At 72.1% G+C, this 14,076-nt stretch carries 15 protein-coding genes and 1 pseudogene; 5 read left to right on the top strand and 11 right to left on the bottom strand.

What is annotated here, in order from left to right:
* The 4 genes from AC1DXK_RS27320 to AC1DXK_RS27305 form a co-directional block, all read right to left on the bottom strand.
* The coding region (locus AC1DXK_RS27320; protein WP_477299485.1) for a DUF1223 domain-containing protein at nucleotides 1–454 on the bottom strand (454 nt) is incomplete at its 3' end.
* A gap of 70 nt (nucleotides 455–524) precedes the next feature.
* Nucleotides 525–1,313 (bottom strand): creatininase family protein, encoded by a 789-nt coding sequence (locus AC1DXK_RS27315; protein ID WP_457106172.1) that lies wholly within the window; start codon nucleotides 1,311–1,313, stop codon nucleotides 525–527.
* 111 nt (nucleotides 1,314–1,424) lie between these two features.
* On the bottom strand, nucleotides 1,425–1,958 hold the full coding sequence (locus AC1DXK_RS27310; protein WP_457106171.1) for a protein phosphatase CheZ: 534 nt from the start codon (nucleotides 1,956–1,958) through the stop codon (nucleotides 1,425–1,427).
* Nucleotides 1,959–2,071: 113 nt separating this feature from the next.
* On the bottom strand, nucleotides 2,072–2,455 hold the full coding sequence (locus AC1DXK_RS27305; RefSeq protein ID WP_012317888.1) for a response regulator: 384 nt from the start codon (nucleotides 2,453–2,455) through the stop codon (nucleotides 2,072–2,074).
* A 302-nt stretch (nucleotides 2,456–2,757) separates the two neighbouring features.
* Here AC1DXK_RS27305 and AC1DXK_RS27300 point away from each other — a divergent pair, with 302 nt between their 5' ends.
* Both AC1DXK_RS27300 and AC1DXK_RS27295 read left to right on the top strand, forming a co-directional pair.
* Nucleotides 2,758–3,744, top strand: coding sequence for a bifunctional riboflavin kinase/FAD synthetase (locus AC1DXK_RS27300; protein WP_457106170.1), 987 nt, complete (start codon nucleotides 2,758–2,760; stop codon nucleotides 3,742–3,744).
* A gap of 63 nt (nucleotides 3,745–3,807) precedes the next feature.
* Nucleotides 3,808–4,026: a DUF2093 domain-containing protein gene (locus tag AC1DXK_RS27295; RefSeq protein WP_457106169.1), complete on the top strand. Its 219-nt coding sequence runs from the start codon at nucleotides 3,808–3,810 to the stop codon at nucleotides 4,024–4,026.
* Between the two features lie 3 nt (nucleotides 4,027–4,029).
* On the opposite strand, the gene lpxK is transcribed toward AC1DXK_RS27295, so the two are convergent.
* The 3 genes from lpxK to AC1DXK_RS27280 are packed head-to-tail and all read right to left on the bottom strand — an operon-like array spanning nucleotide 4,030 to nucleotide 7,126.
* Entirely contained in the window at nucleotides 4,030–5,013 is a 984-nt protein-coding gene (gene lpxK, locus AC1DXK_RS27290; RefSeq protein WP_457106168.1) for a tetraacyldisaccharide 4'-kinase, read from the bottom strand.
* Nucleotides 5,013–6,344, bottom strand: a complete 1,332-nt coding sequence (locus tag AC1DXK_RS27285) for a 3-deoxy-D-manno-octulosonic acid transferase (RefSeq protein WP_457106167.1) — start codon at nucleotides 6,342–6,344, stop codon at nucleotides 5,013–5,015. Before AC1DXK_RS27285 ends, lpxK begins: the two co-directional genes overlap by 1 nt.
* The gene (locus AC1DXK_RS27280) at nucleotides 6,341–7,126 is read right to left on the bottom strand and encodes a lysophospholipid acyltransferase family protein (RefSeq protein ID WP_457106166.1); all 786 of its coding nucleotides are present in this window, start codon (nucleotides 7,124–7,126) and stop codon (nucleotides 6,341–6,343) included. Before AC1DXK_RS27280 ends, AC1DXK_RS27285 begins: the two co-directional genes overlap by 4 nt.
* A 296-nt stretch (nucleotides 7,127–7,422) precedes the next feature.
* On the opposite strand from AC1DXK_RS27280, the pseudogene AC1DXK_RS27275 reads away from it, so the two are divergent.
* Both AC1DXK_RS27275 and AC1DXK_RS27270 read left to right on the top strand, forming a co-directional pair.
* A pseudogene (locus tag AC1DXK_RS27275) lies at nucleotides 7,423–7,914 on the top strand (VIT1/CCC1 transporter family protein); the annotation flags it as partial.
* A gap of 64 nt (nucleotides 7,915–7,978) precedes the next feature.
* The gene (locus tag AC1DXK_RS27270) at nucleotides 7,979–8,902 is read left to right on the top strand and encodes a metallophosphoesterase family protein (RefSeq protein ID WP_457106165.1); all 924 of its coding nucleotides are present in this window, start codon (nucleotides 7,979–7,981) and stop codon (nucleotides 8,900–8,902) included.
* A 60-nt stretch (nucleotides 8,903–8,962) separates the two neighbouring features.
* On the opposite strand, the gene AC1DXK_RS27265 is transcribed toward AC1DXK_RS27270, so the two are convergent.
* Nucleotides 8,963–9,124 (bottom strand): hypothetical protein, encoded by a 162-nt coding sequence (locus AC1DXK_RS27265; RefSeq protein WP_457106164.1) that lies wholly within the window; start codon nucleotides 9,122–9,124, stop codon nucleotides 8,963–8,965.
* A 318-nt stretch (nucleotides 9,125–9,442) separates the two neighbouring features.
* On the opposite strand from AC1DXK_RS27265, the gene AC1DXK_RS27260 reads away from it, so the two are divergent.
* Nucleotides 9,443–10,837: an amidase family protein gene (locus AC1DXK_RS27260; RefSeq protein WP_457106163.1), complete on the top strand. Its 1,395-nt coding sequence runs from the start codon at nucleotides 9,443–9,445 to the stop codon at nucleotides 10,835–10,837.
* A gap of 140 nt (nucleotides 10,838–10,977) precedes the next feature.
* Here AC1DXK_RS27260 and AC1DXK_RS27255 read toward each other — a convergent pair whose 3' ends face one another.
* The 3 genes from AC1DXK_RS27255 to AC1DXK_RS27245 all read right to left on the bottom strand — a co-directional run.
* Nucleotides 10,978–12,120 carry a M20/M25/M40 family metallo-hydrolase gene (locus AC1DXK_RS27255; protein ID WP_457106162.1) on the bottom strand — a complete coding sequence of 381 codons (1,143 nt, stop codon included), beginning with the start codon at nucleotides 12,118–12,120 and terminating at the stop codon, nucleotides 10,978–10,980.
* Nucleotides 12,117–13,589: a M81 family metallopeptidase gene (locus tag AC1DXK_RS27250; RefSeq protein WP_457106161.1), complete on the bottom strand. Its 1,473-nt coding sequence runs from the start codon at nucleotides 13,587–13,589 to the stop codon at nucleotides 12,117–12,119. The genes AC1DXK_RS27255 and AC1DXK_RS27250 overlap by 4 nt, the downstream gene beginning before the upstream one ends.
* 31 nt (nucleotides 13,590–13,620) lie before the next feature.
* Nucleotides 13,621–14,076: penicillin acylase family protein (locus tag AC1DXK_RS27245; RefSeq protein ID WP_477299484.1), on the bottom strand; the 456-nt coding region annotated here is incomplete at its 5' end.

Genomic DNA, 14,076 nt, shown 5'->3' with positions numbered 1-14,076 from the left:
GCCCGGGACCGACCTGCGCGACGACGCGGTCGCCGTCGCGGGTCAGCGTCACGGGGACGCCGGAGCCGTCCGCCCGGGCGCGGGCGATCGCGGCGCGCAGGCCGGCCTCGTCGGAGCCGACCAGCCCGGTCCGTCCGTCGATCACGGCCTGAGGCGTGTAGCTCGAGCCGCCGAGGCGCGCCGCATAGGCCTCCTGGCGGGCGGTGGCGGCCGGCAGGGCGTAGGGGTCGCGCCAGTTCAGGTGATTCCAGTAGGTGACGTGGAACGCGAGGGGCAGGACATCCCCGCGTTCGCCGGCCGGCTCGTGCGCGAGGCGGCCGAGCAGCGCCTCCGCGGGCGGGCAGGAGGAGCAGCTCTGCGAGGTGAACAGCTCGACGACGACGGGGCGCTCAGCGGCTCCGGCCGGGCGGAGGACGGCACACAGCAGGGTGGCGATCAAGAGGGTAGGGCGCATGGCCGGGACTCCCGCATGCCGGCTTTTCGCTCCCGGCATACCGGCTCTTTCGGCGGCCGCGCGGCGGCAGTTACACGGGCGCCGCGAGTTCGAAGGCGTCGACGTCGCGCAGGAGGGCGAGGAACGCCTCGGCGCCGTGGTCCAGCGCCGCGTGGCCGGCCTCGGCCGTGCCGAGCCGCGCGTCGCCCATGGCGCCGGAGGGCTGAAGGTCGCCGGCCTTCCAGGCGAAGGCGGCGGGGCGGCCGGCGCGCAGGTGGGTGAAGTCGCGGACCATGGCCAGCGTACGCGGCGGGAAATCGGCGATCCGGTCGGTCCGGACGAGATCTGGGCGCAGGGCCAGCATCAGCGCCGTCTCGATGCCGCCGGCATGGATTCCGTGGGCGATCTCCTCCGCCGGGAACAACCCCCCGGGGTAGCCGAGCCGCGCCCACGACGTCGTCACCGCCACCATGGCGAACCGGGCGCGCAGCTCGCCCGCCACGAGGTCGATGAGCGCGCTGTTGCCGCCGTGGCTCGTGACGATCACGATCTTGCGGCAGCCGGCCCGATGGACGGCGGCGCCGATCCCCGTCCAGGCGGCGAGCGCCGTCCCGGTCTCCAGCGTGAGCGTGCCCGGGAAGGCATCGTGCTCGTCGGACTTGCCGACCGGCTGGACAGGCAGCAGCAGCACGTCGAGATCCGCGGGCGCACCCGCGTGCACCCGGGCGAGATAGCCCTCGGCGATGATGGTGTCGGTGGCGAGCGGCAGATGCGGGCCGTGCTGTTCGGTCGCGGCCACCGGCAGCACGGCGATCGCCCGCCGCATGTCGCGCCGGGCCAAGTCTTCGGTGGTGAGGTCGGACCAGAACCGCGCCGTCATGCCTGTCGTGGCCTCCTGCCGGCACCGCCGGATGGCGGCGGAATCGGGCAGCGATCTAACCGGCTGGCCGGCACCGAGTCGACGGAAGAAGCGCCGTCGGCACGGCCGGTTTCAGGCGAACAGGGCGTCGATGTCGTCCTGGGACGGCATGGCATCCTGAGCCTGAGGGCCGTTGAGCAGGAGATCCTCGGCCCGGGTCCGTCGGGCGCGCTCGGCGGGATCCATCGCGGCGGCGTCGCGGGCCTTCACCGCGCCGACGAACCGGGCCAGGCGCTGCTCGAACAGCCTGAGGGATTCCACCACCTTGGCGATCCGCTGCCCGGTGATGTCCTGGAACGCGCAGGCCTCGAAGATGGTGTTGATCCGCTCCTCGACGGCGTCGCGATAGCCCGGCCCGTCCGGCAGGCCGAGCATCGCCTCCGCGGCTTCCATGATCGTGTTGGTGGCGCCCGCAGTCGCCTCAACGACGCTGCCGAGTTCCTCGTGCGCCATGGGGATACGGTCGCGGCTCATCTCGTTCGCCCGCAGCGCTCCGATCTCCTCCCGGAGATGGGCGATGTAGTCCGCGATCTCGATCAGCTCGGCGATCACGGTCTGCGGTTCCCGAAGCCGCAGATCGGGCTGCCGTGCGGCGGCTAACGACATGCTGTCCTCCTCGGATCTTTCGCCGTTTTCGGAACCATGGCCGTCTCGGCCAGCCATGCCGTGTCCTGTCGCCCTGCGCCCGGGCGGCGCGAGGGCACCGGCAGGGGAACCGCTCAGCTCCCGCAGACCGCCTCGATCTTGGACTTCAGCGTCGCCGCGTTGAAGGGCTTCACGATATAATTGTTCACGCCGGCCTTCTTGGCCGCGATCACGTTCTCGGTCTTCGACTCGGCCGTGACCATGATGAACGGCGTCGTCCGAAGATTTTCGTCGGCCCGCACGTGCCGGAGCAGCTCGTAGCCGGTCATCGGCTCCATGTTCCAGTCGGAGATGACGAGGCCGTACTTGCGTCCCTTCAGGCGCGCGAGTGCCTCGGTGCCGTCCGAAGCGTCATCGACCTCCTCGAAGCCGAGCTGCTTCAGTAGATTACGAATAATGCGGACCATCGTCTGGTAATCGTCGACAACGAGGATCGGCATGCTCAAGTCGAGAGCCATCGAATAACTGCTCCGTATTGCCCGGCGGGAAGCCGCGGCGGCTCCCGGATAGATTAACGCTTCGCTAACGCTGCAATTTAGCTGCGCCGCACAGCATTTCAAATAGGCCATGCGCATTGCGAAGCCGTTAATCGGCGCAGCAGACGCATGGCCTCGCTCTCCCGGCGCGGCGGCGCCCGGACGACCCGCGAAGGCTCGCTTGACCCTCCGGGCACCTTTCGGCAGGGTCCGGCCGCGTCGGTCCCCTCGCGGACATGTCAGGCGACCCCACCAGACCCTTCCGAGCAATCGACCCCGAACCGATGGCCCCTGGCGACGACACGGCCGCGCGGCCCTTCACCATCTGCCGTGCCGACGAACCGATCCCGCCGGCCCTGGCCGGAGCCGTGGCGGCGATCGGCAACTTCGACGGCGTCCATCTCGGCCACCGGGTGCTCGTGGAGAGCGTGCGCGCCGCGGCCCGCGCGGCCGGAAGGCCGGCCGCGATCCTGACCTTCGAACCGCATCCGCGGGCCTACTTCATGCCCGACGCCCCGATGTTCCGCCTGACCGGGCTGACCGCCAAGGAGATCCTGTTCGCCCATCTCGGGCTCGACGGGCTGATCGTCCGCCGCTTCGACGGTGCCCTGGCCGCCACGGGGGCACGGGCCTTCGTGCTCGACTTCCTGAAAGGGTCGCTCGGCCTGTCCGGGGTGGTCGTCGGACACGATTTTCATTTCGGCCGTGGCCGCGAGGGCACACCAGCGATCCTGGCCGAACTCTGCCGCGAGGCCGGGATGAGCTGCCGGATCGTCGACCCGGTCGCCCTCGGGGACGAGCCCGAGCCGGTCTCGTCGAGCGCGATCCGCGCGGCGCTGGCCGCCGGGGACATCGCCCGCGCCAACGCGCTGCTCGGCTACCGCTGGTTCGTCCTCGGGCCGGTCCGGCACGGCGACAAGCGCGGGCGGCAGCTCGGCTTTCCGACCGCCAACGTCAGGCTGCCCGATTGTGGACTGGCACACGGGATCTACGCGGTGCGGGTCCGTCTGGCCTCCGGCAGGGTCTGCGACGGCGTGGCGAGCTACGGCCGCCGACCGACCTTCGACGACGGCGCACCGCTCCTGGAAGCCTACCTGTTCGACTTCTCCGGCGACCTCTACGGACAGGAGATCGCGGTCGAGTTCGTCGGCTACATCCGGGGCGAGGAACGGTTCGACAGCGCCGACGCCCTGGTCACCCGCATGCATGTCGACGCCGCCGCCGCACGAGCCATGCTGGCGCAGGACAGTACCGCTTCGATGCTGGGCTGATCCGCGCGGGGCAGCGCGACCGGCGCGGATCGTGTACAAGGGGGGATCGAACGGGAGGCGGATGTGCTGGGTCGTTACGAGCGCGCGAACAACGGCGAGGCGGTCGTCGAATACGGTGACGGCACCATGCGGGTGGTCAAGCCGGGCGGCTTCGTGCGGTGCGCCGTGACCGGTGAGCCGATCGCGCTCGATGCGCTGCGCTACTGGAGCGCCGCCCGGCAGGAGGCCTATGCATCCCCCGAGGCGATCCTGAAGCGGCTCAAGGAAACCGGTCGGCCCTGACCGTCACGGCGCGCCGGCGAGCGCGCCCTCGACCTGCCGACGCAGAAACACCGGATCCTCGACCACGAGGCGCACGCGCAGCACACGCACCTGGGCCGAGAGGGCAGCGGGCAGACGCGCCGCATCCTTCTCGGTGGTGACGAGGTCGGCCCCGAGGCGCCCCGCCGCCTCGAGGAGGTCCACCAGCTCCGCGGCCCGGTAGGGATGATGATCCGGGAACGGCCGCGTTCCGGCGATTACCGCACCTGACTCGATCAGGGTCGCGAAGAATTTTTCCGGCCGGCCGATTCCCGCGAAGGCGAGGCAACGCCGGCCCGCCAGATCGTCCGTCGCCGGAACGAGGCGCGCCCGGTGGACCGGGAGGCCGCGCTGCCGTGCCATCCGGGCGACCGCGTCGCCCGCCGCGCCGTCACCGACCACGATCAGCCCGCCGACATGCGGCCATTGCCGCGCGAGCGGCGCCCGCAGCGGTCCCGCCGGGAAGGGCAGCCCGTTTCCGATACCGGTGGCGCCGTCGACGACCGCGAGGCTGAGATCCTTCGCCAAGCTCGGGTTCTGGAGACCGTCATCCATCACGATGACATCGGCGCCGAGGCTCCGGCAGAGGGCCGCCCCCGCCGGGCGGTCGCGGGATACGACCGTGGGCGCCCGGCGGGCGAGGAGCAGCGGCTCGTCGCCGACCTCGGCGGCCCCATGGCGGTCGGGATCGACCCGGACCGGACCCGCGTGCCGGCCCCCGTAGCCGCGGGTCAGGAAGGCTGGCGCGCGGCCAAGCTCGGCGAGGAGGCCCGCCACCGCCAAGGCGGACGGCGTCTTCCCGGCCCCTCCGAGGGTGAAGTTCCCCAGGCAGAGGACCGGGCACCCCGCCCGCGCGCCGGGACGATCCATGCGCCGGGCCACCAGCGCCCCGTAGACGGCACCGAGGGGCGCGAGACCGCGCGCGGCCGGGTGATTCGGCGCCGCTGACCAGAAACCCGGAGGCCGCATCAGGCCCGCGCGAGGGGTCGCACGGGGCTGCCCCGGTCGAGACGCTGGAGCTTCATCTGCGCCACGAACGGGTCGAGCACCGCGAGCGTGCGCGCCACGGCACCCTCGAAGGGCTCCAGGGCCTGCTGTCCGGCCCGGGCGATCTCGGCGAGGCGCCCCCGGTCGGCGAGGAGTTCGCCGGCGACCGCCGCCAGTTCGACGCCGTCACGCACTGGCAAGGCGCCTCCGACGCGGTCGAGGGCTTGGTAGACCACGTCGAAATTCTCGGTGTGGGGTCCGTGCAGGACCGCGGAGTCGAGGCGCAGCGGCTCGATGGGGTTCTGGCCTCCCCGCGGCACGAGGGAGCCGCCGAGGAAGACCAATGGGCTCAGGCGGTAGAACAGGCCCAGCTCGCCGATCGTGTCGGCGACGTAGACCTCTACGGAGGGATGGGGGCGGCCGCCGGTCGACCGCTGGGCGCTGCGCAGACCGACGGCGTTGGCGCACGCGACCGCCTCAGCCGCCCGCGCCGGATGCCGCGGGGCAATGATGGTGAGGAGCTTCGGGAACCGCACCTTCAGCATCGCGTGCGCGTAGGCGACCATGGCCTCCTCGCCGGGATGCGTGCTCGCCGCGACCCAGACCGGCCGGCCGGCCATCATGGCCCCCAGATAGGCGACCTGCTGCGCGTCCGCCGGCGGCACGGGCGCGTCGAACTTCAGATTTCCCGAGATGCTCACCCGCGGCGCGCCGAGCTTTGCGAACCGCTCGCCGTCCTCCTGCGTCTGCGTAAGGCAGATCGCGATCCGCGCCAGGAGCGCCTTCGCGGTGCGCGGGCAGCGCTCCCACCCCCGGAACGAGCGCTCCGACATGCGGCCGTTGACCAGGATGAGGGGAATCTCGCGCTCGTCCAGAGCCAGGATCGTGTTCGGCCAGATCTCCGATTCGGCGATGACCGCCAGGTCCGGCTGCCAATGGTCGAGGAACCGTCCGACCCAGCGCGGCGCGTCCAGCGGCATGTACTGGTGCACCGCGCCCGGCGGCAGTCGAACGCCGATGAGTTCGGCGGCCGCGCGAGTGCCCGTGGTCACGAGCACCGAGAAGCCGCGGGCGATCATGCCTTCGACGAGCCCGATCAACGACAGCGCCTCGCCGACGCTCGCACCATGCATCCAGGCGAGCGGCCCGACCGGCCTGGCCCGACCTGGGAGACCCCGCCGTTCCGAGAGCCGGCGCGGATCCTCCTTCCCGCGCTGCGCGCGCCACGCCAGCAGCCCGGTCAGGGCCGGCTCGCCGATGCGCAGACCGGCCCGGTAGGCCTGCAGGGGCAGCGTGACCGAGGGGGGCCTCACGCGAAGTCTCCCACCGGCGCGGAGGCGGTCATCTCAGCGGGGTCGCGATAGAGTGCGGCCCGGTCGGCACGGCCGACCAGCGCATAGGCGCGGGCATGCACCCGGTTCATCTCGGCCTCGACGTGGCGCCGGAGCGTCTCGAATGCCTCGCCCTCGCAGTCGCGCGCCACGTAGACAGGATCTCCGAGTACGACGGCCCCGCGGCCGAAGGGCAGGCCGAGACAGGCGCGGTCCCAGGATTTGAAGCGCAGGTGCCGGCTCGTCACCACGGCCGCCGGGACGATCGGCCGGCCGGAGAACCGCGCGAGGGTGAGGATTCCGGGATCGCACCGGCGCGAGACCTTGGGCACGTCGGCGCTGAAGGCCACCGACTCGCCGGCCTTCAGGGCGCGCAGCATCGCCCGGAAGCCCTCGGCGCCGCCCTTGGCCCGGGTATCGGTGGCCCGGCTCCGGCCGCGGGCGCCGGAGGCCCGGATCACGCGGACGCCGAGCCGCTCCAGCGCGAGGGTGTTGATGTTGCCGTCGGGATTCTTCGAGATGATCGTGGCGACCCGATCGCCCGGCCGGCGCATGAACGGCATCATGATGTGCTGGCCGTGCCACATGCCGGCGATGAGCGGGAGTTGCGCATCCATCCACGGGTCGACGCCGTTCCGGTCCGCACCGGCCGCGTGAACCTCGAAGCGGTTGGTCACCTGCACGAGCCGCAGATAGGCCGCCGCGATACGGCCGAGGAGCCGCTGCACTGCAGGATGGCGGAGGATGCGCTTGCCGAGACTCATGTCACGCCTGAGGCGGCTCGACCGCCATCGCCCGATCAGTTCGGGATCGAATTCGACCGCGCATGGTCTAGCCCCCGCGCCTCAGACGAAACAATCGGCCCCGTCCACAACCAGACAGATAGGTCCGCCGGTGAGGGCCGGTGTCCGGAGGCCGCGAATGCTCCCGCGGCGCGGCGAAAACACGGCAGACGGCCTTGTTTAGATCTATTCCAGTCTGTAGATTGGAACAAATCCAAACAAGGAGTTTCCCGATGGCAGCCGTCATGGAGAGCGCTGCGGACCTGGCCGCGGACGCCCGCCGCACCTTCGTCCTGCGCTACGTGCAGCCCGGCCTCGCCGGGCTGATCGACGGGTCGGTCTCCACCCTCGCACCGATCTTCGCAGCGGCCTTCGCCACGGGACATAACGGCGCGACCTTCCTGGTGGGGCTCGCGGCCTCGGTGGGGGCGGGCATCAGCATGGGGTTCACCGAGGCCCTGTCGGACGACGGCAGCGTCACGGGCCGCGGCGATCCGTGGCTGCGCGGCCTGGTCTGCGGGGCGATGACCGCGCTGGGCGGCCTCGGCCACACGTTGCCTTACCTGATCCCCGATACCCTCCCGGCCGGATGGCCGAACCCGTTCGTCCTCGCCACGAGCCTCGCGATCCTGGTCGTGGTGATCGAACTCACCCTCATCGCGGCGATCCGCACGCGGTTCATGGCGACGCCGTTCTGGCGCGCGGCCCTGCAGGTGATGCTCGGCGGCGCATTGGTGCTGGTCGTCGGGATGCTGATCGGAAGCGCTTGACGGGACGCGCCGCGCCCGCGATGCGGGGCGCCTCCCGTCCCCGTGTCGAGGGTGACCTCCGGCGTTGACCTTCTGCCTCGCCCATCTCAGCGATCCGCATGTCGGCCCCCTCGGCCGGGTGCGCCTCCACCAGCTCATCGGCAAGCGCGCCACCGGATACGCGAACTGGCGGCGCGGACGGTCGCGCAGCCACGACATGGCCGTCCTCGAGGCGCTGGTCACCGACCTGAAGGCCCAGGGCGCCGGGCACGTCGCGTGCACGGGCGACCTGTGCAACATCGGCCTGCCGAGCGAATGGGAGACGGCCCGCACCTTCCTGGAAGCGCTGGGCGCGCCCGATGCGGTGAGCTTCGTGCCGGGCAACCACGACGCCTATGTCCGCGGCTCGCTGGAAGGCCTGCTGGCCGCCTGCGGCCGCTACACGGGCGATGATTCCGGCTCGTGGGGCCGGTTTCCCTACCTGCGCCGCCGGGGCTCCCTGGCGCTGGTCGGCCTGTCCAGCGCGATCCCGACCAAGCCCTTCGTGGCGACCGGCCGCCTCGGCGCGCCGCAGCTGGCCGCGGCCGAAGCTCTGCTGCGCGCCCTCGCCTCCGACCCGAGCCGGCCCTGCCGTGTGGTGATGATCCACCATCCGCCGCAACCCGGAGGCGCCTCGCCGGGACGCGAGTTGAAGGATGCCGCCGCGTTCACCGCCATGATCGGGCGGGCCGGGGCGGAGCTGATCCTGCACGGTCACAATCACGTCACGAGCGCGGCCCGGATCCCGGGACCGGACGGACGGGCGGTTCCGGTTATCGGAGCCCCCTCAGCCTCGGCACGCCCGGACGGCCACGGGGCGATCGCGTCGCGCCGCGCCTCCTACCTGCTCTTCGACATCGGCCGGGCGGAACAGGGCTTCACGATCCGCGGCCGGCGACGGGGCCTCGACGCGGCGGGAGCCATGGGCGATCTCGGCACCCTGGACCTCGACGAAACGAACCCGGCCTGAGGCTGCGGGCCGGCGCGACCCCGGTCATCGGTCGCGCCGGCCCGATGACCGGGCCGAGGATCACATGCCGGCGACCGCGAGGTCGGCGCGCTGCTGTCGGCTGAGACTCGCTTCGTATCGCTCGGCCTGGAGGCGGGTGAGGCCGCAAATCAACGCGAGGGTCCCGCGATACACGGTGTAGGTGCCGTCGTGTGTCGGCTTGACGCGAATCACCTGTGCCATGGAAGCCTGCCTTTGCTGGAGGTTGCCTGCCTTCGTCTGAGGAGATCGTCCCTTCTCGTTGGATTGGCTGGTCGAACGCGCGAACAGGAGCGACGTTAGCAGTCGTCCAAGGCGTGGCAAGAGCCGTATACGTCGGAATGCTTAGTCCGCTCTGCTGCAACGCGGGAAAGGCTTGCCAGGGCTGGCGATCCGCGGATGCTCAAAAATGCGGCCCTCGACTTGCATTTTGAATATGCTGCGTGGGCCGGCCGGGAGCCCCCCGGGCGGTGCGAATCGCAGGCTGGATCCCGCCCGTCCGGGCGCTCGAAAGGTACCCTCATGCAGCTCTGGCGTCTCACGGCGACCGACCTCGCAGCCCTGATCCGCACCGGCCAGGTCTCGGCCCGGGCGGTCGCCCAGGACGCCCTCGGCCGGCTCGACGCGGTCAACGGACGGATCAACGCCGTGGTCGAGCACCGCCCCGAGGACGTCCTGGCGCAGGCCGACGCGGTGGATGCCGCCCGGGCGCGGGGCGACGTCCTGGGTCCGCTCGCGGGGGTGCCGGTGACCGTGAAGGTGAATGCCGATCAGCGGGGCTTCGCGACGACGAACGGGTTGCGCCTCCAGCGCGACCTCGTGGCGACGGACGACAATCCCGTGGTCGCCAACCTCCGCCGCGCCGGCGCGATCCTGCTCGGGCGGACGAACACGCCCGCCTTCTCCCTGCGCTGGTTCACCTCTAACCAGCTCCACGGCGACACCAGGAACCCGCGCGATGCGGCGCTGACCCCCGGCGGCTCATCGGGAGGCGCGGGCGCCGCGGTCGCGGCCGGGATCGGCGCTATCGCCCACGGCACCGACATCGCCGGTTCGGTGCGCTACCCGGCCTATGCCTGCGGCGTGCACGGGCTGCGACCAAGCCTCGGCCGGATCCCGGCCTGGAATCCGTCCTCCCCCGAGCGGGGGATCGGGCCGCAGCTCATGGCCGTGTCGGGGCCGCTCGCGCGGAGCATCGCGGATGTGCGCCTCGGCCTGGAGGTGATGGCGGCTCCGGATCCGCGCGACCCGTGGTGGGTGCCGGCGCCCCTGGAGGGTCCGCCCGTCCCGCGCCGGGCGGCCCTCTGCGTACGCCCCGGGGGTCTGGCCACCGTCCCGGAGGTCGAGGCCGCCCTGCGCGAGGCGGCGGCCCGCCTCACCGAAGCGGGGTGGGCCGTGACGGAGATCGCCGACACCCCGCCGATCCGGGAGGCGAGCGAACTCCAGCTTCAGCTGTGGCTCGGCGACGGCTACGCGGCGGTCCGGGCAGCGGCGGAACGGGAGGGGGACCCGGCGGCGATCGGCCTCCTGGAGAGTTTCCGGACGCGGGCCGAGGCGATGGCGCCCGACGCCCTCGTCCGAGCCCTGGCCCGGCGCGCGACCCTGGCGCGGGACTGGTCGCTGTTCCTCGCCGAGCACCCGGTGCTGCTGGTGCCGGTCTCGGCCGAGCTGCCGTTCCCGGACGGCCTCGACCTCACCGGCGATGCCGGCATCGCCCGGGCCTTCGAGGCCAACCTGCTGCAGGTCGGTCTGGCGCCGATCGGCGTCCCGGCGCTGACCGTGACGACCGGCCTCGTCGGACGCACCCCCGTCGGCGTGCAGCTGGTCGCGGCACGATACCGGGAGGACCTGTGCCTGGCGGCCGGGGCGGCGATCGAGGCGGGCGGCGTGCCGCACATGCCGGTCGATCCGGCCTGACGCCGGCCCTTGCCGAACCGTGGTCGTGCCGTCGGGGCTGCTGCGCGCCCGGACGGCCCTGTTCGGCGGGGGGCCTGCGGAGCGCCGTGGCGGTCGTGGCGCGCCGGCGCCGGCCGCGCCCGACCTTCAGGGCGCCGGATTCAGGTCCGTGCCGCCGCACCGAGATTGGCGAGCAGCGCCGCGAACAGCCTCGCCCGCTGCGGCAGGGTGTCGATTAGCAGGTGCTCCTCCAGAGTGTGGTAGCCGTGGCCGAGCGGGCCGAGGCCGTCGAGGGTCGGGATGCCGTTGGCGCCGGTGAAGTTGCCGTCCGAGCCGCCGCCGGCACTGTGGTGGGGCAGTGGCTGGCCGAGGGCCTCGCTCAGGGTCCGCGCCTGTTCGTAGAGGGCCATGCAGCCGGCATCCGGCTCCCAGACCGGCCGGGTCACGCCCCGGCTCACCGTGAAGCGGACGCCGTCCTCCTCCCCCGACAGGGCCAGCATCCGCGCGACGCCGCGGTCGAGGTCGGCCTGGCGCTTGGCCATGCTGAGCGCCTGCCCGCGGCAGAGGGTCGGGACGCAGTTCACCCACTGGCCGCCGGAGACGATGCCGGTGGAGAAGGTGCAGTCGGAATCCGACAGCGCGTCGATCGCCAGGATCTTGCGCGCCATGGCGCGGATCGCTGAGCGCCCCTCGTGGGGCGAGGATCCGGCATGGCTCGGCCGGCCCAGGGCTTCCAGGTCGAAGCGCGCGATGGCGTAGCGGCCGGTGACGACGCCGTTCCCGGGCTGGCCGGGCTCGGGGACCAGGACGAAGGCTTGCCGGGCGGCCTCGGCCTCGATCAGGTCGCGGGTCGAGGGGCTGCCCACCTCCTCGTCGCCGGTGAACAGCACGGTGACCGGCAACGGCGTCTCGATCCCGGCCGCCGCCAGGGCGCGGATCGCCGCCAGGGCGATGACGTTGCCGCCCTTCATGTCGAGGATGCCGGGCCCATAGGCGCGGTCGCCCTCGATCCGCCAGGGCAGGGTCCCGAGGGTGCCGACCGGATGGACGGTGTCGAGGTGGCCGAGGACCAGGATCCCGGGCGCATCGCGGGTCCGATGCGGGAAGCGGGCGCGCACGCAGTCGCTCAGGCCCATCCGCCCGGGAATGGTCTCGACGGTGGCCCCCGCGACGGCGAGGTCCCGGGCGGCCACGCGCATCATCCGGTTGACCGCCGCGGCGTCGTGGGTCGGGCTCTCGCATTCGACCCAGGGGCGCAGGGTCGCGAGGATCTCGCGCGGGTCGAAGGTGAGGTCCGGTCTCATCGGGCGGTCTCCTCGGCGAAGGGATCGGCGACCCGCGGCCAATAGGGGCCGGACCGCTTGGTGTAGGGAATGGCGCCATAGTCGGGCGGGACGGCCCCGGGGGCCGCGACGTAGCGGATCTCGCTCGCGATGGGCGCGAAGGCGGCATAGAAATGCTGCATCGACTTCACCACGACGATCCGCTTGTCGGCGAGGCTGAGCCCCAATCCGGTGAACGCGTCCGGCGCGAAGGCCTGCTGGCGCTTGTGGGTCAGGACCACATGGATCCCCTCCGCCTCCACCCAGGCGGCAGGGCCGAGATGCGCCCGGCCGCCGCTGAGACCGGTCTGGCTGTGGTCGTTCGAGAGGCCCCGCACGGTGACGCGCAGGTCCACCGGGTCCCCCGAGGTCACCCCGCACTTGCCGCCGATCCGGAGCGTGAACGACGCTCCGAGCCCGGCCTCATGGCAGATGCCGACGGCGCCCGGATCCCAGATCAGGCCGAGCGCCACGTCTCGCACGCCGCGCGCGGCGAGGCGGGCCAGGATCGCGGTGTTGTCCGAGGGCGCGCCCGCGCCGGCATTGTCGGCGAAGTCGGCGAGCACCATCGGACGCGGGTCGTCGGAGGCGAGGCCTGCGTCGATGGCCTCGTCGATCGTGTCGCAATGGCTCGCCGCCTCCTCCCGCATCGCCCAGACGGCGGCGGCGAGTTCGTCGGCGAGCGCCTGCGCCTTGCCGGCATCGCCGTCGGCGACGACGAGGATCTTGGCGCCGACATCCGCCACGTCGCCCCAAGGGAAGCCGTGGCCGAAGGAGACCGACAGGATGCGGTCGCGCCCCTCCAGCGCCTCCATCCGGCGCACGAAGCCGGCGACCGGCTCGCGGCTGGTGCGCCACATGTTGACGATCCGGCAATCGGCATAGGCCATGACCGGCCGGATGTCCTTTGACGCTGTCCGGGCCACAAGGGGATAGAGGTCGCGGGCGCGGTCGACGATGTCGGTGTGCGGATATTCCTTGTAGATCACGATGACGTCGGCGCTCTCCCGCATCGTCTCGGTGAGGTGGCAGTGGAGATCGAGTTCGACGCCGATCGTGGCCTCCGGCCCGACGATCGCGCGGACCCGCTCCAGGGTATCGCCCTCGCAATCGTCATAGCCCTCGGCCACCATTGCGCCGTGCATGAACAGCAGCACCGCGTCCACCGGCATCGCGGCCTTCAGGTCGTCCAGCAGGGCGTCGCGCAGCTCCTCGTAGACCGCCCGCAGGGTGATCCCGCCGGGTTGCGCGAAGGTCGAGAGGCTCTCGACCACCGCATGCCCGTCCGCCTCGGCCAGCGCGCGCCAGGCCTTGAGGCCGATATTGCTGAGGCTCGGCGGGTTCCGGCTGCCGTCCCGGCGCGCGAAGTCGGCCAGGAAGGCGGCCCGCCCCGTCGGCAACGGGGCGAAGGTGTTGGTCTCGGTGGCGAGGCCTGCGATGAAGATCTTCAAGGTCCTGTCCCCATCCATCCCGGCCGCCCGGTCAGGCGGGGCTCGGGGTCAGCGTGATGACCGTTTCAGTGGCCGCGTCCACGGCCTCCCGGCCATAGAGCATCGGCACGTAGTCCTGGCGACCCCAGGCCGGGGCCAGATCGGCATAGTGCGGCCTTCCCGGGTCCCCCGACTGACCCGGGACGTTGATGAAGACCGACCGGTCCCAGTCGCCGACGTCGACGACCATGCGGAACGAGGCGCCGTGTGTGAGCCGGAACGTGTCGGTCCGATACTCCGCGTGCATGACCGATGCCGCGGCGCCGCCCACGGGCAGCGGACCCACGTCCCACCCGGAATCGGGCCTGAGCGCCGTGAGGGGATGGACGAACAGAGCGTGGTGCAGGCGGCCCCAGGACCAGCCCGAGGGGTCGGCGCCCATCCGCTCCCGGCAGGTGCGGCAGGCGTCGCCGAGGCATTTCGTCAGTAGCGCCGCGCGCGCCGCCGG

The sequence above is a fragment of the Methylobacterium sp. P3_A11 genome (assembly GCF_056403155.1).
The sequence above is the reverse complement of the archived record's forward strand: the minus strand, read 5'-3'. Positions and strand labels throughout refer to the sequence as shown.